Here is a 21,781-nt window from a genome sequence, read left to right as displayed (position 1 = left end):
GAGTTAGGGGGAACTTTCATGGTGAAAGCAGGTCAATCTCAAGATGTATGGTTAAGGAATGATGAAAAGCTCATCTGGCATTCCATGAAACCATACAATCCCGATGGAACAATGGTCGTTACAGAGTCTGCCGGGTCCTGGATTACAGATAAGGATGGTCAAAAATTTCTGGATGGCATGGCAGGGCTATGGTGTGTAAACGTAGGATATGGTCGACAGGAATTAGCAGAGGCAGCCTATCTGCAGCTTAAAAAAATGGCTTACTTTCCACTAACACAAAGTCATCAGCCGGCTATTGAGCTTGCTGAGAAATTAAATAATTTACTTGGGGATGACTATGTCATTTTCTTTTCCAACAGTGGCTCAGAAGCTAATGAAACCGCCTTTAAGATTGCCAGGCAGTATCACCAGCAAAAAGGGGACCACGGACGTTATAAAATTTTCTCCAGATATAGAGGGTATCACGGGAATTCCATGGGGGCCCTGGCTGCAACAGGCCAGGCTCAGAGGAAATATAAGTATGAGCCGTTAGCTCCTGGATTTATCCATATTGCTCCACCTGATAGCTATCGCGATGAAACGTCGGGTGATAGTCCACATGATCTTCCTGGAGTAAAGGCAATTGATCAAGCAATGACCTGGGAGCTAAGTGAGACAGTGGCTGCGTTGATTATGGAACCGATCATCACAGGAGGTGGGATACTCGTTCCTCAAGATGAATATATGAAAGCGGCGAAAGAAGTTTGTGAGAAGCATGGAGCACTTATGATTGTCGATGAAGTGATTTGTGGCTTTGGACGTACAGGCAAGCCATTTGGTTTCATGAATTATGATGTGAAGCCGGATATCATCACAATGGCAAAAGGGATTACAAGTGCGTATCTTCCGTTATCAGCAACAGCCGTGAAGCGGGAGATATATGAAGAGTTTAAAGGAACAGAGGAATATGAATACTTCCGTCATATCAATACATTCGGTGGAAACCCTGCAGCATGTGCCCTTGCTTTGAAAAACATTGAAATCATGGAGAGTGAGAAGCTTTTTGAACGATCCGCTGATCTTGGTGAAAAGGCATTGAACTCGTTGAAAAATCATTTGCAAGATCATCAATATGTTGGAGATGTTAGAGGAAAGGGTCTGTTAATTGGAATTGAAATGGTAAGTGATAGGGAAACAAAAGAACCTTTAGACGTATCGAAGGTCAATGAGGTGATTGGCTACTGTAAACAAAAAGGTGTAATCATTGGGAAAAATGGGGCTACAGTCGCTGGTTTTAACAATGTGCTTACGTTATCACCACCATTGAACATAGAAGAGGAAGATCTGGATCTGTTATTATCCACCGTGATGGATGGGATCAAGCAACTTTAATAATAATGACTGGGAAAACACCTGTTTGTGCAGGTGTTTTCCATTTTCTTGTTAAATTGAATTTTATGGTAATATAAATGAGTAAGAACATAGGGGGAGGGGATGAGCATCATTTTCAAAGGGATTGATCATATTCAGTTTGCTGCTCCAAAAGGCTGCGAAGGGGAAGCTAGAAAGTTCTTTGGTGAAATTCTTGGTTTGAAAGAAATACCGAAACCTGAAAATCTTAAAGGGAGAGGCGGTTGTTGGTTTCAATATGGACCACAAGAAATTCATGTAGGTGTACAAAATGATTTTGTGCCGGCGACAAAAGCGCACCCAGGTTTACTTGTTACAGATTTAGAAGCGCTTAGAAGTAACCTGATGGATAAAGGTATCAGGATAAAAGAAGATGCACCGATAAACGGTAGAGATCGCTTCTTCGTCTCAGATCCATTTGGGAATCGAATTGAATTTTTAGAATACCATTAATAATGAATGCACCTCAGAATTAGGAGGTGCATTTTCATTTTCAGAACACTATTCTTGAATTGAATTATCCACATCTTTTTCTGTAGATAATTTTTGTGAAGCACTGGGCACCTTTCTTTTTTCCACATTGATAAGATCTGAAGAATAGATTGAAGTGATAACTTGCCCGCCAATTACTTTTGCACGGATGAGCAGTGGCTGATTATAAGCGTTTCTAAAAGTGAAGTCGGGTCCATACCAGCTAACTGTAGCATCTCTGCCCATAGGCACGTAAGGAACCCTCTTTGAATGATGATACCGTTCTAAAATTTTTACACCTGCCTGGTCAACCGCATTAAATAAAGTGGATGATACCTGACAAATCCCACCTCCTATATCTTCTGAGAGTTCCCCTTTTACAATCACGGGGGCTTTTTTATATCCCTTTTCTTTCGTTCTTTTTCCAACCACACCGTTAAAGGAGAATACTTCTCCAGGGAACACAACCGTATTATTGATTTTTTCTGTCGCTAGAACGATATTTTGAGTCCGTTCTTCATTATGCTTATTGAAATATGTGACGTATCTTCCAATAAGCTGTGTTCGGATGTGCGCAAGGATCTCACTGTCGACTTTGGGATGTAATGTCATAAGGGGTGCTTCAGTATGGATTGACCCTCTAGAAAAGAAGAAGGAATGAACCAGCTCACGAAATCTCCGTTCATTTAGTTTGTAACCGGCTCTTTCTGAAATAATTTGATTATTCTCATTGATATAAGCATTCTGAGGAGGAGTATAGACCCGCTTTTGCACATTTGAAACTAATTCCTCATATTGCTTTTCGTCCATAATTGGTTCATCTACCAATTGTACATTCAATGAATTTCGTTCTATAGCAATTGGCGCATGATTTTGAAATTGAATATGTAATTGATCTTGACCATTCATAACAGGAAACAGTATAAGACCAATTGAACTAAGTTTAATCCAGAGCATATGAACCCTTCCTTTCGTATGTAGTATCGGTGGAAAAGGCTTCTTTCATGTTAAATCCTAATTGCCAAAAATTGATGGTTATGTATTTGCAGTTGTGATTAGAAACTAAGGAAAAAAAGAGGTCTTTACATGCTTTATTTATTCAGGTTCATGATGGTTGTGTCTTTACTTTTTGCCTGCAGTGCTAAACCTGCGGGGGCAATGCCTAGTTTTACTGTAGAAATACTTCCATGGGATCAAGTGAAAGAAATCATTCCTAAACAATCGTATTTTACGATCATTGATGTAGAAACCGGCCTTTCTTTCAAGGTACAAAGAAGAGCAGGAAGCAAACATGCGGATGTACAACCTGTTACAAAAAAAGACACGAAAATCATGAAATCCATCTATGGGGGAAAATGGAGTTGGGACCGTCGTGCAATTCTCGTTTTAGTACATGATCAACTCATATCTGCCTCAATGAACGGGATGCCCCACGGTGCAGGCGCTTTACAAAACAATTTTCCGGGACATTTCTGCGTGCATTTTTATGGAAGTACAACCCATAAGACACCAACGCCGGATTTAGCCCATAAGATCATGATTTTAAAAGCAGGTGGAAAACTGGATGGATTTCTATACAAATTAGACCCCTATGAGTTGATCAGTGTCATGGAGATTGCTGTCAATCAGCATGATGAAAAGCTACTTTCACAAGTGATGTCCGGAAGTGATGGGACCGTGAAGGAAACCCTTAAGAGAGTGAAACATATAGATGTTACTCAAAGAACGATACTTCCTGTAGAGGATTTACCTGCACATGTTGGAATGAAGCTTAATGTTAGGGTGAAATGGATACGTTCCAATCAATCCAAAGAAGAAAATATCGTTCAATTCATCATTCGGAAAGAAGCTCTTGAGGATCAATGGAAAATAGATGGTCATACATTTCTTCAGGAAATGAAATAAGGTACAATTCAGATACATTATTTCCCTCCAGTGGATAAATTCTTCTTCTCTATGTGCGTTTTTAATATTGAAAATAGGGAAAAGGGTATATAAATAAATCGTGGAGGGAACACACCGATGTTTGATTTTGTAATAAATTTAATCAAGGAGCTTGGAATGTGGGGGTTATTCGCTGGAAATGCAATTGAAGCGTCATCGTTGCCATTTCCGGGAGCCCTCGTGACGCTGACATATGGTTACCTTTTAGATCCATCCTGGACGAAGCTGATCATTTTAGCATTCACAAGCAGCTTGGTATATACGGTCTTTAGTTATATCCCTTATGGAATAGGATATAAACTAAAGGATAAAATCAAAGAAAAAACCAGCTCGAAGAAAATGGCTAAAGGTCAGAAATGGTTTCGGAAATGTGGATTATGGAGTATTGCCATCACGAGACCACTTGGCATTGGTAACTATATTTCTTACGTTGCAGGTATTAGTAAAGTGAACAAGTGGACTTTTGGCGGATTAACGTTCATCGGAATCTTTCCAATTACCCTCACGATGTTAATAGTCGGCAAGAATGGAAATCTCAAGTATGTACAGTCTTTGATGAGTAACATACAAACCTTCCTTCTCATTGGAGGGGTTATACTGTTGATTGGTTTCTTATCATATAAATACCTTTTTAAATTTAAGGAAAAAAACACCAGCTGCTTGGACGATGAGTCAAGCATAGCAAAACCATCCGAATAAACAAGACATCGATTCGCTCCCCATTCGGGAAGCGGATTTTTTTGTGAGAATAGGAGATGTACACACCAACCTTAAGGTGGCTAGATCCGGTTTCCTCAATCTACTACATGCTCCAACCCTTTTACGTGTGATATAATGAATAGTCGAGATTAGTAGATTTACTTGGAAAGGTTTGAATGAAACCATGACACAATATACTCCAATGATAAAACAATACTTACAAGTAAAGGCAGGATACCAAGATGCCTTTTTGTTTTTTCGTTTAGGTGATTTTTATGAAATGTTTTTTGACGATGCCATTGCCGCATCGCAGGAACTTGAAATAACGTTAACAAGTCGTGATGGGGGAGGGAAGGAACGTATTCCCATGTGTGGTGTTCCCTATCACTCTGCTCCTAATTACATAGAGCAGCTCATCGATAAAGGCTTTAAAGTAGCAATATGTGAACAAACCGAAGATCCGAAACAGGCTAAGGGAGTTGTGCGGAGAGAAGTTGTTCAGCTCATTACACCCGGTACGGTTATGGATGGAAAGGGCCTGAATGACAAAGAGAACAACTATATTGCTTCTGTGACCGATTTTAAAGATGAAACATATGGACTGTCTTATAGTGACTTAACAACAGGGGAAACTAAAGTGACTTTGGTAACAGATGGCCTTCAAGCATTGTTGAATGAATTATCTACGATTGGTGCGAAGGAAGTCGTTATTCACCCCGATCTTAATGAAGCGGTACAAGGAAAAATTAAAGAACGAAACGATGTTACCTTGTCATATGAGAAAGGAGCTGACGGCGGAGGAGATTTTGCTCATCTCGTTACCTCTTTAAAACAAGATAAACTAATAAAAGCTTCATCCGTCCTTTTTCACTACCTCTTCCGAACACAGAAGAGAAGCCTGGATCATTTACAAGTAGTTGAGACATATCAGTTGAATCAATTTATGAAAATGGATTACTATTCAAAGCGAAATCTGGAGTTGACGGAAACGATTCGATCAAAAGGAAAGAAAGGTTCCCTTCTTTGGCTATTGGATGAAACGATGACAGCTATGGGAGCCCGGTTACTCAAGCAATGGATCGATCGGCCGCTTATTCATAAACAGGACATTGAAAGACGTCAAACGGTTGTTGAGGTTCTATTGGAGCGATTCTTTGAGAGGCAGGACCTTAGAGAACGATTAAAGGAAGTGTATGACTTAGAGAGGCTGGCGGGGCGTGTTGCGTTCGGTAATGTGAATGCACGTGATTTGATTCAGCTGAAAAAATCACTTCAGCAAGTACCCCTGTTAAAACACCTGGTGGGATCACTCGAAAATGAAGCAACCGATGATCTCGTAAGGAAACTTGATCCATGTGAAGAGCTGACAGATCTTCTTGACCTTGCTTTAGTGGAAAACCCTCCTCTTACAATTAAAGAGGGAAGTCTGATTCGGGACGGGTATCATGATGAACTTGATCAATACCGTGATGCAAGTAGAAACGGGAAGTCCTGGATCGCTCAACTCGAACGTGATGAGAGGGAAAGGACTGGAATCAGGTCCCTTAAAGTTGGATTTAACCGGGTCTTTGGCTATTATATCGAAGTAACAAGAGCAAACCTTCAACACCTGGAAGAAGGCCGCTATGAAAGAAAACAAACATTAACAAATGCTGAGCGATTCATCACCCCGGAGTTAAAGGAAAAAGAAGCGCTTATCCTCCAGGCCGATGAAAAAATCGTGGATCTGGAATATGAGCTGTTCCTAGGGATACGTGAAAGAGTGAAGGGATTTATACCCCGCCTGCAGAAGCTCGCGAAACTCGTGAGTGAACTGGACGTTCTCCAATGCTTTGCAACGGTCAGTGAAAAGCGTCATTATACCCGCCCTGACTTTAATGAAGAGAGAATAATCCAGTTGAGGGACGGACGTCATCCTGTTGTGGAAAAGGTGATGGGTGCCCAGGAATACGTTCCAAACGACTGCTATATGGATCAAGAAAAAGAAGTCTTTCTTATAACGGGACCGAATATGTCGGGGAAAAGTACCTATATGAGACAGGTGGCTCTAACCAGTATTCTTGCTCAAATTGGGTGTTATGTTCCTGCCAGTGAAGCAAACCTGCCAATCTTTGATCAAGTATTTACGCGAATTGGGGCAGCGGATGACCTGATTTCAGGTCAAAGTACTTTCATGGTGGAGATGTTAGAGGCAAAAAATGCAATCATCAATGCGACTCAGCAGAGTTTAATATTATTTGATGAAATTGGACGTGGCACTTCTACTTATGACGGCATGGCATTGGCCCAGGCGATTATTGAATACATTCATGAACATATTGGGGCGAAAACCTTATTCTCCACTCACTATCATGAACTGACGGTTCTTGAAGAAGAATTACAAAAGGTGAAAAACGTGCATGTAAGTGCCATGGAACAAAACGGTAAGCTCGTTTTCCTTCATAAAATCAAGGAAGGAGCAGCTGACAAAAGTTATGGTATTCATGTTGCCGAGCTTGCAGAACTACCTAAAGCCCTGATTGTAAGAGCGAACGAAATCCTTCTTGAGCTTGAGCAAAAGGATGAGCCTTCTCACTACAGAGAAGTGGCTGTTGCGAGGGAATCAGCTGTTGAGAAACACGAACCAAATGAAGAAGATCTTGCCCAGCTATCTTTCTTTACTGCTGAGAAAAAGGAGAGAAAAGAAAATCTTACTTCTAAAGAAAAGAAATGCTTAGATGAGCTTAAAAAGCTCGATATCCTGGAGATGACTCCCTTGGATGCAATGAACACGCTATATGGGATCCAAAAAAAGTTAAAAAATTAAAGGAGGTGAAACTGTGGTAAAAATATTTCAGCTTGATGATTCGCTTTCTAATAAAATTGCCGCTGGTGAAGTTGTGGAAAGACCGGCTTCTGTTGTGAAGGAACTCCTTGAAAACAGCATAGATGCAGGCGGATCCGTCATCGAAATACATATTGAAGAAGCAGGCTTGCATTCAATACGTATCATTGATAATGGGGACGGAATCGAAGAGGATGATGTAAAAACAGCTTTCAAACGCCATGCAACCAGTAAAATCAAAGACGAAAATGATTTATTCCGCATCCGGACATTGGGATTTAGAGGAGAAGCCCTGCCCAGTATTGCTTCCGTTAGTCATTTTGAGCTGAAAACGAGCACGGGAGATGGTCCGGGAACGTATATCGAACTTGAAGGTGGAGAAATCAACTCACTCGAAAAAACGTCGTCAAGAAAAGGCACAGATATCACAGTTTCACAATTGTTCTTCAATACACCCGCACGATTAAAATACATGAAAACCATTCATACTGAGCTGGGAAACATTACAGATGTGGTGAACCGGATTGCCCTGGCACATCCTAACGTTTCAATCAAGCTTTTGCACAACGGTAAAGCTTTATTACACACCAATGGTAATGGAGATGTCCTGCAGGTTCTGGCAGCTATCTATGGGATCGGAATAGCCAAGAAGATGGTGCCAATCGAAGTGAGCTCACTTGATTTCAAGGTTAAGGGCTACATCTCCCTCCCGGAGATCACACGCGCCTCCAGAAATTATATTTCAACGATGATCAATGGTAGGTTTATAAAAAACTATGCTTTGGCGAAAGCAATCGGCGAGGGGTATCATACACTTCTTCCTATAGGTCGTCACCCCATCGTCCTTCTTAGCATAGAGATGGATCCGATTCTGGTAGACGTGAATGTACATCCTTCCAAGATGGAGGTCCGCATCAGTAAAGAAAGTGAATTAAATACATTAGTTACTGAAGGAATCAAAAGGGTGTTTAAAGGAAAAGAATTGATCCCTTCAGGATCCGTGGCACCGAAGATTGTACAGCCGAAATCAGAGCAAACGTTTATGAACCTCGACCATTCGGCTAAAACTCATGCGAAAGAGGAGAGGGCGGGATACCCAGGTGCGGTTCGTGAACGGTTGCTTCCTAAAGAAGAGCTGGAAAAGCTTTATGAGCCAAAACCAGAAATGAACGAATCCCATGAGGCAAAAAATCCTGTTTCAGATGAACCGGAAGTTCCGGACTTAACGCACACATTTGAGGAAAAAATGGAATATCAGGATACAAATGGGGAAGAAGTATTCGATGAGAAAGGTCACTCTCCCAGGGTTCCTCCACTTTACCCTGTTGGCCAAATGCACGGTACTTATATATTCGCCCAAAATGACCGCGGCCTATATATCATTGATCAACATGCAGCTCAAGAACGAATAAAATATGAGTTCTTTAAAGAAAAAGTGGGGGAGGTTGCGAAAGAGCTCCAGGAACTCCTGGTCCCACTTACCCTTGAATTTTCTACAGACGAGTATATAAAAATTAATGAATACCGCCATCTTCTGGAAGAAGTCGGTGTGTTTCTGGAAGAGTTCGGCTATAATAGTTTTATTGTCCGTGCTCATCCTCAATGGTTTCCAAAAGGCGAAGAACAGCAAACCATCGAAGACATGATCGAACAGGTGTTGAAAATGAACCGGGTTGATATCAAAAAACTCCGGGAAGAAGCGGCTATCATGATGAGTTGCAAAGGTTCGATCAAGGCGAATCATCATTTGCGCAATGAAGACATGCAAGCTTTACTGGACGAACTGAGAAGAAGCAGTGACCCATTTACCTGTCCACACGGGCGACCTATCATCATCCACTATTCAACTTATGAAATGGAAAAGATGTTTAAACGAATAATGTAATACCAAAACAAGGGGATGAACCAGCAGTAGTTCATCCCTGTTCTAATTGTCATCAGCCATAATTGGTTTGATGTTCTTTTTTTAAATGAAGATACTCTTCATCCTCCCTGGCAAGCTTCCACTTTACTTCGAATATCGCTGCAGATGCAGCTTTCTCTTCATCTATCTTTCTTTTCTTTAAATCTCCATCTTTATTATACTTTTTCCCTCCTGGATAGTTGGCGTAACGGCGAGCTCTTGTATAGCCCATTTGCAGAAACTTCCTCGCCATGTCCATACCTACAAAATCATTTTCCAGTTTATATTGGATAAACATCTCATATATCTTATTAGAAGACTCTTTGGCAATATCAGTGGTCTTAAAGCGCCAGTGAGGGAGGATTTCCCCCTTATAGGGTTCGACAAGTAAAACCCCTTGTTCCCCACGTCCCACCCGGTATTTTTCAGGCTGCTCCCGAAAATCAATCGACTCGAAATCAAGATCGTAATCAAATGGCATGTTCTAAACCTCCTTCCTGTACTGTACCCAATATGATCAAACCCTCAAACGAAATTTATAGCCTGTTTGTTGTCGATAAAAATATTATGTTTACTAATATTTTTATTTTATTAGAGGTATTTTCATTTTTATCGTTAATTTATATAGTATTGGATTGTAAGGTTTTACTTAGGAGGAGAAAAAATGATAGAACTAGAAAAATCTATTAATAATGAAGTAGTCAGTGCAGAAACATACCTCCAGCCATCTTATCGGGTAGATAAGAGACAGTTCACAGAAAAGGAATATAATAAATTTGTAAAATTAAAAGGTGTAAGAGATTGGTCGACACTATCATGGAAAGATGTAGGAAAGCCTTACGAAGTGACAACTTTCGCTAAAGAAAAAAACGAATGGGAATCAGAGAACGGTAAAGTTCTTCCCGTTCATACTTCATGGGAAATGTTTAATCGCTCCTTTCATGAGTGGTTTGTTAAGGATGTTCCCACTGAGTTGAATCATAGTAGAAAACGATTTGTCAGCAATGCCTTAAAATTGAATTTGAAAGAAACGACTGCTGCATTAGGTGAGCATCTTCGTCTTCATTTATGGAATTATGTTCACCGGATACAAGATGGGGTGTGGGATCCTAGAGGGAAGCGGGCCTTATTTGGTGGACTTGACGTAATAAAGCCTAGAATCTTATTCCTCGGTGCTGCCGAAGGCTATGAAGCCATGCAGCTTGCAGCGATGTATCCGGGTAGTGAAATTGTTCTTGTTGATTATGACCCATTCTGTAGAGATACCCGTTACAGGGATTTTCCGGACACCTACCCTTTCTTGGGACCGAATCCGGCTACGGGGGCGGATAAAATCTACTTTAAAGGTGACTTTCCAACAACGTATATTGTAGATGATATAAGAAACCTATCTTTTGGAAAGGAGTTTGATATTGTACTCAGTGTCGGGCTTCTTGAACATTTCCCTGATGAATATAAATCAGAAGTCGTCGAGTGGCATCGTAAATTTTTGAAGCCAAATGGATACATGGTCCTTACTACTCCCAGAGCTCAGCTCAAATCCAAAATTTATTATGAAGTAATGTCTGATGTGATGAACCACACATATAGGGAACTCATGACCGTTGAACAAATGGGTCTTTATTTATATGAAAACGGAGTGGATATTTTGCAGCATGGTTATATAAAGGTTCATAATGGAATTATTGCAAAAGCCCGGTAAGGAAAAAAGCTTTTGATTGATATGATAATCAATCAAAAGCTTTTTTATTTGACTCTACTATTCTATAAAATATCTAAGACCACTAATTAGTAGAAGGAATTCCTCACTTAAAGAGCTAATAACTAGATATAATAAATAATTTCAGAAAATTAAAATAAATAGGGGGAAAAGGAATGAACGGGGGCATAGAGCTTCAACGGGAGAAAAAGAATAAACGATTAAGAATCACTTTGTGGACGGCGGGGTCACTTCTGTTTATCCTGCTTGGAATATTAATATTTGTAAACTTCTATATTGACAGATCCCTACCCATTACATCAGGTACCATATCGTTAGAGGGGCTATCTGAGGATGTGGAAGTAACAAGGGACAAGGACGGTGTCCCTCATATTCTAGCTCAAAATGAAAAAGATTTATTTATGGCGCAAGGATATGTACAGGCGCAGGATCGTCTATTCCAAATGGACCTAAGCCGAAGGCAGGCTTCAGGACGGTTGAGTGAAGTGGTTGGTGAGAAAGCAATTGATCGGGACAAGTTCTTCCGGACATTTGGTTTGAGGAGGGCAGCGGAGGTTTCATTTGCAGCATATCCGGATGAAGCAAAGCAACTTCTCGAATGGTATGCAGATGGGGTCAACGCTTATTTGCAAGAAGCCACAGATGATGGAAGGCTCCCTATTGAATTCACCCTGCTTGGTTATAAGCCCGAAAGATGGACTCCCATCGATTCATTAACCATCGGGAAGTATATGGCATTTGATTTAGGTGGCCACTGGCAAGGTCAGGCATTCAGGTATTGGGCATTAGAAAACCTGCCAAAGGATAAAGCGTATGATTTATTCCCCTCATACCCTGAAGACGCTCCTACCATTCTAGCAGATATAGGAGAAGTCCAGGTTGATATGGAGCAATCATTTGCCGGTGCAGTCATTCCACCTGAATTTAATGGGAGCAACAACTGGGTGGTAAGCGGAGAGAAAACTGCTAGTGGTAAACCCCTCCTGGCAGACGACCCACACCTCTCATTAGGAACTCCTTCCATATGGTATCAAATGCACCTGGAATCACCACAAGTCAATGTGAGTGGAGTGATTTTTGCCGGTATTCCAGGAATCATCCTTGGTCATAATGAGCAAATTGCATGGGGGGTAACCAATACGGGACCTGATGTTCAGGACTTATATGTAGAAAAACAAAATGAAGAAGATCCTTCTCTGTTTTTATATGATGAAAATTGGGAAAGGGCAACGGTCATAGAAGAGCCCATTAAAGTAAAAGATGGTGACACCATTCCATACGAAGTCACGATCACAAGACATGGTCCGGTGATTTCAGAATTTGCTCATCAAAATGAGGGTGAAAAAGTACTATCAATGAGATGGACAGCTCTTGATCCAAGCCTGGAACTTCTCGCAATCCTTAACATTAATAAGGCAAAGGATTGGGATGAATTTGAAGAAGCCTTAAAGGACTTTCACGTTCCTACGCAAAATTTCGTTTTTGCCTCAGAGGATGGGACGATTGCGTATAAGGCCAATGGGAAAATTCCTATCAGGAAAAAAGGGAACGGGCTTTTGCCTGTTCCCGGGTGGGATCCTGATTATGAATGGGAAGGGTTTATACCATTCGAAGAGCTTCCAAAAGTCATCAATCCCCAATCGGGCTACGTGGCGACAGCAAATAATAAAGTAGTTTCCGATGAATATCCGTATCATATCAGTCATCACTGGGCTCAGCCATATCGGTACATGAGAATATCGGAGTATTTAGAAGCGGAAAAGGATCTCACTCTTTCCGATATGAAAGACCTTCAAATGGATCAGATGAATTTACATGCACGTGAAATGATTCCTATTCTTATTGAGGGTATGGAAAGCGGCTCATTAACAACTAAAGAAAAAGAAGCTCTTGAATTGTTGAAGTCCTGGAACAATAAAGATGATAAAAAGTTAGCTGCGCCACTCATTTTTCATCAATGGATGAATGAAATTTCCGCTGGGCTATTTAAGACCGAAATCCCAAAAGATATGATCAAGTTATTTGAGGGCCGCCAAAGTGTCGTGGATGAGCTCATTCGAAAAGCTCATAACGGAGAGGAGTCTCAGTGGTTTGTGGACAGGGGAGGATACAAGACTTTCCTAACAGCTTCACTTACCCAAGCATTAGAAAAGCTTGAAGAAGCATATGGTTCTTCAATGGACGAGTGGGAGTGGGGACTGTATCATAGAGTATACTTTGAACATCCTTTATCGGGAGCTTCTTCCGTGTTGAAAAAGTTCTTTAATGACAGGGATCCCGAGCCGGTGGGGGGAAGTAGGGTGACGGTGGGTGCTGCGAGTTACAGTGACAGTGGAATCGTCAATCATGGAGCTTCATGGAGGTTTGTTATTGATACAGATAACATGAACAATGGCTACCATATTGTAGGCCCTGGACAAGCGGGGCATTATAAAAGTAAATGGTATCAAAATCAAATGGACGCATGGAAAAACGGGGACTATCATCAAACATCCATCTCAAACCGAAATGGAGATAGGTTAATATTAAAAGCAAATTAAAGTAAGCAGCTGGTCATCAAAGGTTAAATAACAATTTCTACATGAAAGATTATTAATATCTATAAAACAGCCTGGAGACCATCTCCAGGCTGTTTTATAGTATGAGAGTTTACTCTCGATGAGTTTTATCCCCTATATAAATGGGTACATTCACTTCTAAGAAGAAGGGAGGAAAACAGCATCTAATATTGAATAATAATAAGAGAATTGGGTATACTAGCAAGATGTGATTTCATAACATCTATCATTATGGTACGATAATATGTAACGAAACATTTACATAGAAAGCAGTGAACGTATGACAAGAATTGATAAAGAGAAAGTGATCGTTCTTATTGGTCCGACTGCTGTAGGGAAAACCAATACAAGTATAGAACTTGCCAAGAGGTTTAATGGCGAAATCATAAGTGGTGATTCCATGCAGATCTATAAAAAAATGGATATCGGTACCGCGAAAATCACACCTGAAGAGATGGAAGGAGTCCCTCACCATCTCCTTGATATTAAAGATCCCTGTGAAACCTTTTCTGTAGCAGACTTTCAGCAGCTTGTCCGAAAGAAAATTACAGAGATTCACTCACGTGGAAAAACCCCGCTTATTGTAGGGGGGACAGGACTATATATTCAGTCTGTTTTATACGATTATCAATTCACTGAAACTCCAGGTGATGAAAGTTATCGTGAGGAATTAGAAGCTAGCCTTGAGAAAAATGGTTCCGAGTGGCTTCATGATCGATTAGTGTCTGTGGATCCCGTTTCAGCAAGGAATATACACCGGAATAATACCCGACGAGTCATTCGTGCATTGGAAATCCACCATTGTACCGGCAAGACGATGTCTGAGTATCAAGAAGAACAATCCCAGGAGCTGCAGTACGAAGTGGCTTTAATCGGGTTAACCATGGATCGTGAAAAACTTTATGAAAGAATAAACCTTCGTGTTGATCTGATGATGAAACAAGGTTTATTAGAGGAAGTAAAAGAGTTATACGATGAAGGAGTAAGAAATGTTCAGTCTGTTCAAGCCATTGGGTACAAAGAACTTTACGATTATTTTGATGGTACAGTCAGCTTGGAACGGGCAATAGAAAGCCTGAAGCAAAACTCAAGAAGGTATGCAAAGCGCCAACTTACATGGTTCAGAAATAAAATGGATGTTGCCTGGTTCGATATGACAAATGAGAGTCAGCACACCAAAAATATTGAGGATATTTCAGAATTTATTGCAGGAAAGCTACAATTAAAGTCGAATAAGTAATGTAGAGATAGAAGAGGAGGACTAACCATGAAACAATCCATTAATATCCAAGATCAATTCCTTAATCAATTGAGAAAAGAGAGTTCACTATGTACGGTATTTTTATTGAATGGATTCCAAATCCGTGGACAAGTGAAAGGTTTTGATAACTTTACAGTGCTGTTTGAATGCGAAGGAAAACAGCAGCTTGTATATAAGCATGCCATTTCAACATTCGCTCCACAGCGTAATGTCCAAATAAATTTCGAAGAACAAAGCAATTAATATTAAAAAACTGCGAGAGCTGCCTAAATGGGCAGCTTTTTTTGTATTCATTATCAGCATGATTCATGATTGCAAGAATTAATTAATGAAACGAAAAGTAATTGAATAGGATGATAAGAGAGGCTATTTTTATGTCCCTCACTTATAATGTACCAAATTAGTTCTCAATAGTTATGAATATGATGAACGGTTATGAAAAATAAACGAAGCAAAACACTCCGTATTTCTTTTTATTTCTCGGGAAAGCGCAGGAATAGACAGAATTCTTCTAATTTGTCGAAAAAACCAGGTGAAATATAGGCGTTTGTCACCGTAAAATCTTCAGGAGCGTATACTGTCTTAAGAATGGTGAGGTGAATCCATTGGATCAACCAATGAGAATGAAAAATAATGGTCAAATCAGCATTGTATTGAATTCTCAAAAACGGAGTTCAGTAAAAGATACGTTAAAGCATGATTCCGTTCCTCAGTCGCTCCCTCAAGAGCATGTCGCATTAAAAGAAATAGAAGAAGAACTTGGATCTCTAGTCGGAATGGAAGAAATGAAGAAAATGGTGAAAGAAATCTATGCGTGGATATATGTTAATAAGAAACGGGAAACCATAGGTTTGAAAGCGGGAAAACAAGCTCTTCATATGATGTTCAAAGGAAATCCCGGAACAGGAAAGACTACTGTCGCAAGGATTATTGGTAAACTGTTTTTGAAAATGAATGTACTTTCTAAAGGACACTTAATCGAAGCAGAACGGGCTGATCTGGTAGGTGAATATATTGGTCACACAGCTCAGAAAACAAGAGACCTTGTCAAAAAAGCCCTGGGTGGAATTCTGTTTATCGATGAAGCATATTCACTCGGCAGAGGTGGAGAGAAGGATTTCGGGAAGGAAGCCATTGATACACTTGTCAAACATATGGAAGATAAGCAGCATGAATTCATCTTGATCCTGGCAGGATACTCAAGGGAAATGGATCACTTTCTTACCTTGAATCCCGGACTCCAATCACGATTTCCTCTCGTATTTCACTTTCCTGATTATTCAGTTGATCAGTTGATGGAAATCGGGAGAAGGATGTTAGAGGAAAAGGAATATTTATTAAGTCATGATGCAGAAAGAAAGATTAGGGAACATCTTCACTCAGCAAAAAATACATTATCTCCTATGGCATTTTCAAATGGCAGGTATGTTCGTAATGTATTAGAGAAGTCAATTCGTGCTCAGGCTATGCGGCTGCTATTGGAAAATTGCTATGATCGACATGATTTATTAACAATCCGCAGCAATGATTTAATGTTTAACAAAGGGACATCTGAATGACTATACTTAGTAAACATCTAGTAATATAAAAATCTATAAAAAAATGCATTCAAAAGTGAATGCATTTTTTTATTATACATGTGCCCGTAAGCTCCTATTCGGTAACTTCCATTTATATAAATAGGATAGAACACGTAATGTTGTTGTGATCACGAATAAAGAGTAAAGTTCAAATGCTGAATGGACGATCCCGAGCCCGATTGCTGCTCCACACAGGACTGCCCACACAGCATAAATTTCTGAACGAAGCACTAATGGTTTACGACCGGCAAGGAGATCACGAATGATTCCGCCCCCGCTCCCTGTCAGCACAGCAGCTACAATAATAGCGCTTATTGGATGATTCATTTCAGAAGCATACAGTGCTCCTTGGATAGCAAAGGCTGAAAGACCTATGGCATCAAAGAAATTCCCCCATTTTCTCCAGTGTTTAAGGAGATTATTAGGGAAAAGAAAGACAGCTGTTATGGAAAGGAGAGCAATCTGAAACAACATGCCTTGCTCCCATAGAGCGGAAACAGGGACGCCAATAAGCAAATTACGAATAGCCCCTCCACCGAATGCTGTGACAATTCCTAATATATATACACCGAGGATATCGTATTCCTCTTCCATGGCAATTATAGCTCCTGAAATAGCAAAAGCAATGGTACCTATAATACTCAATACTTCCCACGTCATACGCATTCCTCCTAACCCTATTACAATATGCTACATGCCATTATGTAGATTCTTGAATGAGTGTGATTTCGTAAATTCAAACATACTGATTTTAACACGTCTGCACTTAATTGCAACCATTTTTCACTCCTTTTAACATAGAGTTTACGAGTCGGATTTGTTATGATGAAGGTGAAAATGAAATGTACAGAGAGAAGGATGTTTATTGAAGAGTGAAATGAAGGAAAAAGTCATTCTGGTTGGGTGTCAACTGGAAGAAGATGACTTACGTTTTCAATATAGTTTAGCGGAGCTTGAAGAACTGACTCAAACGGCTCAAGGTCAAGTTGTGGCTGCTCTCACCCAAAAACGGGACCGCGTTCATCCTGGTACTTATATCGGGAAAGGAAAAGTAGAAGAGCTGGTCCTGTTGGAAGAACAACTTGAACCGGATATCATCATATTTAATGATGAACTATCTCCGAGTCAGATACGAAACTTATCGAAAGATTTACATGCAAAAGTGATTGATCGAACTCAACTGATCCTGGATATTTTCGCTGGGCGCGCCCGTTCAAGAGAAGGGAAATTACAAGTAGAGCTTGCTCAACTTCAATACCTGCTTCCTCGATTAATCGGTCAAGGAGCTTCTCTCTCAAGGTTGGGAGGAGGAATTGGTACAAGAGGGCCGGGTGAAACAAAGCTCGAAAGTGACCGTCGTCATATTCATCGCAGAATTGATGATATTAAGAAACAACTACAAATCATTGTTGAACATAGAGAAAGGTATCGTGAAAGGAGAAAGCGTAACAAAGCCTTTCAAATTGCACTGGTAGGTTATACAAACGCTGGGAAATCGACTTTGTTTAATCGAATTTCATTAGCAGACTCTTATGAAGAGAATCAACTCTTCGCAACATTGGACCCGATGACCAGAAAAATGCCCTTGCCCAGTGGCTACTTGACATTACTAACGGATACAGTCGGATTTATCCAAGATCTCCCGACTACATTAGTAGCGGCTTTTCGCTCTACACTGGAAGAGGTGAGAGAGGCGGATCTTCTTCTCCATATAGTGGATAGTTCAAATCCCGATTACAGTCAGCATGAAAAAACCGTTCAATCTTTATTAGAAGACCTGGACATGTTTGGACTGCCTCAGTTAACGGTTTACAACAAGAAAGATGTGATGCACAATGACTTTGTCCCAAACAGCGAATGGGATCGTATCATGATCAGTGCCTTAAACGAACAAGATCGCGGGCAGCTTTTATTAAAAATAGAAGAAATCGTAAAAAAACATATGACATCTTATCATGTATTCATTCCAGCTAGTGAAGGGAAGGTCCTTTCACAATTAAAGAATGAAACCATCTTAAAGAAGCTGGAATTTATAGAGGAAAGCCAGATTTATGAATTGACGGGCTATCACCTGGAAGATCATCCAATCGAAGGCAGTATCAAGAAATTTCAAAGGTAGAAGGGAAACAAAACCTCATGTTTGAACAATTAGTGCACGGAAACACTTTAAAACCATTGGTAACAAAAGTTGAAGCAAGCATTAAAGATATACACAATCAAATTGAAGAACGGGCTGAAAATAACCAATTCAGTGTGCTTAGATCTTTTCAAAAGCACCGTGTAAGCGATTCTCACTTCATACCTTCAACTGGATATGGGTATGACGATGCAGGAAGAGACACATTAGAAAGTATTTATGCCGATGTTTTCGGAGGTGAAGCAGGACTAGTGCGACCTCAGATTATTTCAGGTACTCATGCAATCTCCATCGCCTTATTTGGTGTACTCAGACCTGGGGACGAACTAGTGTACATAACGGGAAAACCATATGATACGTTAGAAGAAATTGTAGGGATTCGCGGGGAAGGAACCGGGTCACTGAAAGACTTTCAAATTGGCTATCAAAGTGTAGATTTACTCCAATCTGGAAAGGTCGATTTTGAAGGGGTGGCTAAAACGATTTCCTCCAAAACAAAAATGGTGGGGATTCAGCGATCTAAAGGATATGCCAACCGACCTTCCTTTACTATAGAAGAAATCAAAGAAATGATTGATTTTGTAAAAGAGATCAACCCTGAAATGGTCGTCTTCGTAGACAACTGCTACGGAGAGTTTGTAGAAGAGAGTGAGCCTTGTCACATCGGAGCAGATTTAATGGCAGGCTCCCTTATCAAAAATCCTGGTGGAGGTCTTGCTAAAACCGGGGGTTATATTGTAGGAAAGAAAGAATACGTTGAAGCATGTTCATATCGAATGACCTCTCCTGGAATAGGGGCAGAGGCGGGTGCATCTCTTTATAGCTTGCAAGAAATGTATCAAGGCTTCTTTTTGGCACCCCATGTTGTGGCACAATCATTAAAGGGGGCCGTCTTCACATCTGCACTCTTAACGGAACTTGGCATGAATACAAATCCAAGTCCTCATGCAAAACGAACAGATTTAATCCAGTCCGTACAGTTCGGTGAAAGAGATAAGATGGTCGCATTTTGTCAGGCAATCCAGTTTGCATCACCTATAAATTCTCACTTTACTCCATACCCCAACTATATGCCCGGGTATGAGGATGATGTCATTATGGCGGCAGGAACATTCATTCAAGGTTCCAGCATTGAATTATCTGCAGACGGTCCGATAAGACCACCTTATGTGGCCTATGTCCAGGGGGGATTAACTTACGCCCATGTGAAAATTGCCGTTTGCTCAGCAGTGGATAATTTGATTGAAAAAGGTTTAATCACTGTGACAAAAGGATAATAAAGTAGTAATTGGATAGTCTAAATCTGACTATCCTTTTCTTCTGAAATCTTATGTAAGAAAATCTAACATTTGATTGACAGAACTCCTTACATTACATATAATAAGGTCAAGAAGGAAAACAAAAGGAGGAATCAGGATGAGCGGAAGTGAAATTCGTCGAACGATGGCATTATTCCCAATTAGTATTGTCATGCAGCTCACGGACCTAACAGCTCGTCAGATTCGATACTATGAAGAGCACCAATTGATCAGCCCTGCACGTACTGAGGGGAATCGCAGGCTCTTTTCCTTGAATGACATTGATAAGTTATTAGAAGTAAAGGATCTGTTAGATCAAGGCATCAACATGGCTGGGATTAAGAAGATATATGCGGTATCCAGTCATAATGAAAGTAAAGTAGTATCTGACGTAAGCAATGAAAAGGAAGAAAAAGCACGACAGGATCTATCCGATGACGAGTTGCGTAAATTACTTCGAAATGAATTGATGCATTCCGGTCGATTTACTAAAGCATCTTTGCGTCAAGGTGACATGTCTCGCTTTTTTCATTAAATAAAACCTTTAATAAACTTGAGGAGGAAACACGTAAATGGCAAAGTATACTCGAGAAGATGTTTTAAGATTAGCGAATGAAGAAGGTGTAAAGTTCATCCGACTGCAATTCACTGACATTCTGGGGACGATTAAGAACGTAGAAATCCCTCTTAGTCAGCTTGAGAAGGCATTGGATAACAAGATGATGTTTGACGGTTCTTCAATTGAAGGATTTGTCCGAATTGAAGAATCTGATATGTACCTATTCCCTGATTTAGACACTTGGTTAGTATTCCCATGGACAGCTGAAAAAGGAAAAGTAGCCCGACTGATCTGTGATATCTACAATCCAGATGGGACTCCATTCGAAGGAGATCCGCGTAACAATTTAAAGCGCATCTTAAGTCAAATGGAAGAGCTAGGGTTTACTGATTTCAATCTTGGACCTGAGCCAGAATTCTTCCTCTTTAAATTAGATGTAAATGGTGAGCCGACATTAGAATTAAACGATAACGGTGGCTATTTTGATTTAGCTCCTACAGATTTAGGGGAGAACTGCCGTCGTGATATCGCTTTAGAACTAGAAGAAATGGGCTTTGAAATCGAAGCATCTCACCACGAAGTTGCCCCTGGTCAACATGAGATCGACTTTAAATATGCAAGTGCATTAAGAGCATGTGATGATATCCAAACATTTAAACTAGTGGTTAAAACGATTGCACGTAAGCATGGATTACACGCGACATTCATGCCTAAGCCACTATTTGGTGTAAATGGATCAGGAATGCACTGTAACATGTCCCTATTCAAAAATGGGGAGAACTCTTTCTTCGATGAAAAGGGAGATCTGCAATTAAGCGATACTGCTCGTCAATTCCTTGCAGGTATCATTAAACATGCAACTGACTTTACAGCGATCACGAACCCGACTGTAAACTCATATAAGCGTTTAGTACCAGGATATGAAGCACCTTGTTATGTTGCGTGGTCTGCTCGTAACCGTAGCCCATTAATCCGTATCCCTGCTTCTCGTGGATTAAGCACACGTGTTGAAGTCCGTAGTGTTGACCCGGCGGCTAATCCATACCTGGCGATGGCTGTATTACTGGCAGCTGGATTGGATGGAATCAAAAATAACCTTCCTGCTCCTAAGCCAATTGACCGCAACATTTATGTTATGGACAAAAAAGAGCGTGAAGAAGCGGGAATCGTAGATCTTCCAGCAACTTTACACGCTGCATTAGAAAACCTTAAAACAAATGAAGTAATCGTTAAATCCCTTGGAGAACACATCTTCGAACACTTCGTTGAAGCGAAAGAAATCGAATGGGATATGTTCCGTACACAAGTACACCCATGGGAGCGCGAGCAATACATTCAAATGTATTAATCCTAATTGTAATTAATCAAAAAGGGGAGAGGGGTAGCAGAAATGCTAATCCCCCTCTCCTTTTTTTAGTGCATTCAAGAATACATATGA

Annotated in this window: 18 protein-coding genes; 15 read left to right on the top strand and 3 right to left on the bottom strand. The window is 40.4% G+C overall.

Translation table 11 applies throughout. From position 1 onward, the window contains the following. The first annotated feature begins 18 nt into the window (after nt 1–18). Both ACQKFO_RS06115 and ACQKFO_RS06110 read left to right on the top strand, forming a co-directional pair. Nucleotides 19–1,371 (top strand): aspartate aminotransferase family protein, encoded by a 1,353-nt coding sequence (locus ACQKFO_RS06115; protein WP_427597448.1) that lies wholly within the window; start codon nt 19–21, stop codon nt 1,369–1,371. A gap of 102 nt (nt 1,372–1,473) precedes the next feature. Further along, entirely contained in the window at nt 1,474–1,842 is a 369-nt protein-coding gene (locus tag ACQKFO_RS06110; protein WP_427597447.1) for a glyoxalase, read from the top strand. A gap of 48 nt (nt 1,843–1,890) precedes the next feature. Here the strand turns inward: ACQKFO_RS06110 and ACQKFO_RS06105 are convergent, their stop codons facing one another. Further along, the gene (locus ACQKFO_RS06105) at nt 1,891–2,817 is read right to left on the bottom strand and encodes a VanW family protein (protein WP_427597446.1); all 927 of its coding nucleotides are present in this window, start codon (nt 2,815–2,817) and stop codon (nt 1,891–1,893) included. A gap of 129 nt (nt 2,818–2,946) precedes the next feature. On the opposite strand from ACQKFO_RS06105, the gene ACQKFO_RS06100 reads away from it, so the two are divergent. The 4 genes from ACQKFO_RS06100 (at nt 2,947) to mutL (ending at nt 9,212) form a co-directional block, all read left to right on the top strand. Next, a complete protein-coding gene (locus ACQKFO_RS06100; protein WP_427597445.1) occupies nt 2,947–3,765 on the top strand; it encodes a hypothetical protein in 819 nt (272 codons plus the stop codon). Nucleotides 3,766–3,882: 117 nt separating this feature from the next. Continuing rightward, nucleotides 3,883–4,503 carry a DedA family protein gene (locus ACQKFO_RS06095; RefSeq protein ID WP_427597443.1) on the top strand — a complete coding sequence of 207 codons (621 nt, stop codon included), beginning with the start codon at nt 3,883–3,885 and terminating at the stop codon, nt 4,501–4,503. Between the two features lie 184 nt (nt 4,504–4,687). Further along, a complete protein-coding gene (gene mutS / locus ACQKFO_RS06090) occupies nt 4,688–7,309 on the top strand; it encodes a DNA mismatch repair protein MutS (protein WP_427597441.1) in 2,622 nt (873 codons plus the stop codon). A gap of 13 nt (nt 7,310–7,322) precedes the next feature. Then, complete coding sequence (mutL, locus tag ACQKFO_RS06085) at nt 7,323–9,212, top strand: DNA mismatch repair endonuclease MutL (RefSeq protein WP_427597439.1); 1,890 nt, start codon at nt 7,323–7,325, stop codon at nt 9,210–9,212. Between the two features lie 52 nt (nt 9,213–9,264). Here mutL and ACQKFO_RS06080 read toward each other — a convergent pair whose 3' ends face one another. After that, nucleotides 9,265–9,711, bottom strand: coding sequence for a DUF4385 domain-containing protein (locus ACQKFO_RS06080; RefSeq protein ID WP_427597437.1), 447 nt, complete (start codon nt 9,709–9,711; stop codon nt 9,265–9,267). Between the two features lie 183 nt (nt 9,712–9,894). Between ACQKFO_RS06080 and ACQKFO_RS06075 the strand changes: the two genes are divergently transcribed. From ACQKFO_RS06075 to spoVK, 5 genes are all read left to right on the top strand, one after another. After that, nucleotides 9,895–10,932, top strand: a complete 1,038-nt coding sequence (locus ACQKFO_RS06075) for a class I SAM-dependent methyltransferase (RefSeq protein WP_427597435.1) — start codon at nt 9,895–9,897, stop codon at nt 10,930–10,932. 173 nt (nt 10,933–11,105) lie between these two features. Further along, nucleotides 11,106–13,490 (top strand): penicillin acylase family protein, encoded by a 2,385-nt coding sequence (locus tag ACQKFO_RS06070; RefSeq protein WP_427597433.1) that lies wholly within the window; start codon nt 11,106–11,108, stop codon nt 13,488–13,490. A gap of 298 nt (nt 13,491–13,788) precedes the next feature. Further along, on the top strand, nt 13,789–14,748 hold the full coding sequence (miaA, locus tag ACQKFO_RS06065; protein WP_427597431.1) for a tRNA (adenosine(37)-N6)-dimethylallyltransferase MiaA: 960 nt from the start codon (nt 13,789–13,791) through the stop codon (nt 14,746–14,748). A 27-nt stretch (nt 14,749–14,775) separates the two neighbouring features. Continuing rightward, on the top strand, nt 14,776–15,012 hold the full coding sequence (hfq, locus tag ACQKFO_RS06060; RefSeq protein ID WP_113968114.1) for an RNA chaperone Hfq: 237 nt from the start codon (nt 14,776–14,778) through the stop codon (nt 15,010–15,012). 362 nt (nt 15,013–15,374) lie between these two features. Then, nucleotides 15,375–16,328 (top strand): stage V sporulation protein K, encoded by a 954-nt coding sequence (gene spoVK, locus ACQKFO_RS06055; RefSeq protein WP_427597429.1) that lies wholly within the window; start codon nt 15,375–15,377, stop codon nt 16,326–16,328. 72 nt (nt 16,329–16,400) lie between these two features. On the opposite strand, the gene ACQKFO_RS06050 is transcribed toward spoVK, so the two are convergent. After that, on the bottom strand, nt 16,401–17,009 hold the full coding sequence (locus ACQKFO_RS06050; RefSeq protein WP_427597427.1) for a trimeric intracellular cation channel family protein: 609 nt from the start codon (nt 17,007–17,009) through the stop codon (nt 16,401–16,403). Nucleotides 17,010–17,226: 217 nt separating this feature from the next. On the opposite strand from ACQKFO_RS06050, the gene hflX reads away from it, so the two are divergent. The 4 genes from hflX (at nt 17,227) to glnA (ending at nt 21,691) form a co-directional block, all read left to right on the top strand. After that, on the top strand, nt 17,227–18,468 hold the full coding sequence (hflX, locus tag ACQKFO_RS06045) for a GTPase HflX (RefSeq protein ID WP_427597801.1): 1,242 nt from the start codon (nt 17,227–17,229) through the stop codon (nt 18,466–18,468). Between the two features lie 17 nt (nt 18,469–18,485). Then, the gene (locus tag ACQKFO_RS06040) at nt 18,486–19,763 is read left to right on the top strand and encodes an aminotransferase class I/II-fold pyridoxal phosphate-dependent enzyme (protein ID WP_427597425.1); all 1,278 of its coding nucleotides are present in this window, start codon (nt 18,486–18,488) and stop codon (nt 19,761–19,763) included. 139 nt (nt 19,764–19,902) lie between these two features. Next, on the top strand, nt 19,903–20,319 hold the full coding sequence (locus ACQKFO_RS06035; RefSeq protein WP_148969245.1) for a MerR family transcriptional regulator: 417 nt from the start codon (nt 19,903–19,905) through the stop codon (nt 20,317–20,319). Nucleotides 20,320–20,356: 37 nt separating this feature from the next. Next, the gene (gene glnA / locus ACQKFO_RS06030; protein ID WP_148969244.1) at nt 20,357–21,691 is read left to right on the top strand and encodes a type I glutamate--ammonia ligase; all 1,335 of its coding nucleotides are present in this window, start codon (nt 20,357–20,359) and stop codon (nt 21,689–21,691) included. The last annotated feature ends 90 nt before the right edge of the window (nt 21,692–21,781 follow it).

Origin of the sequence: Rossellomorea sp. NPDC071047, from assembly GCF_050270195.1 — a bacterium.
Classification (GTDB): Bacteria; Bacillota; Bacilli; order Bacillales; family Bacillaceae_B; genus Rossellomorea.
The sequence above is the reverse complement of the archived record's forward strand: the minus strand, read 5'-3'. Positions and strand labels throughout refer to the sequence as shown.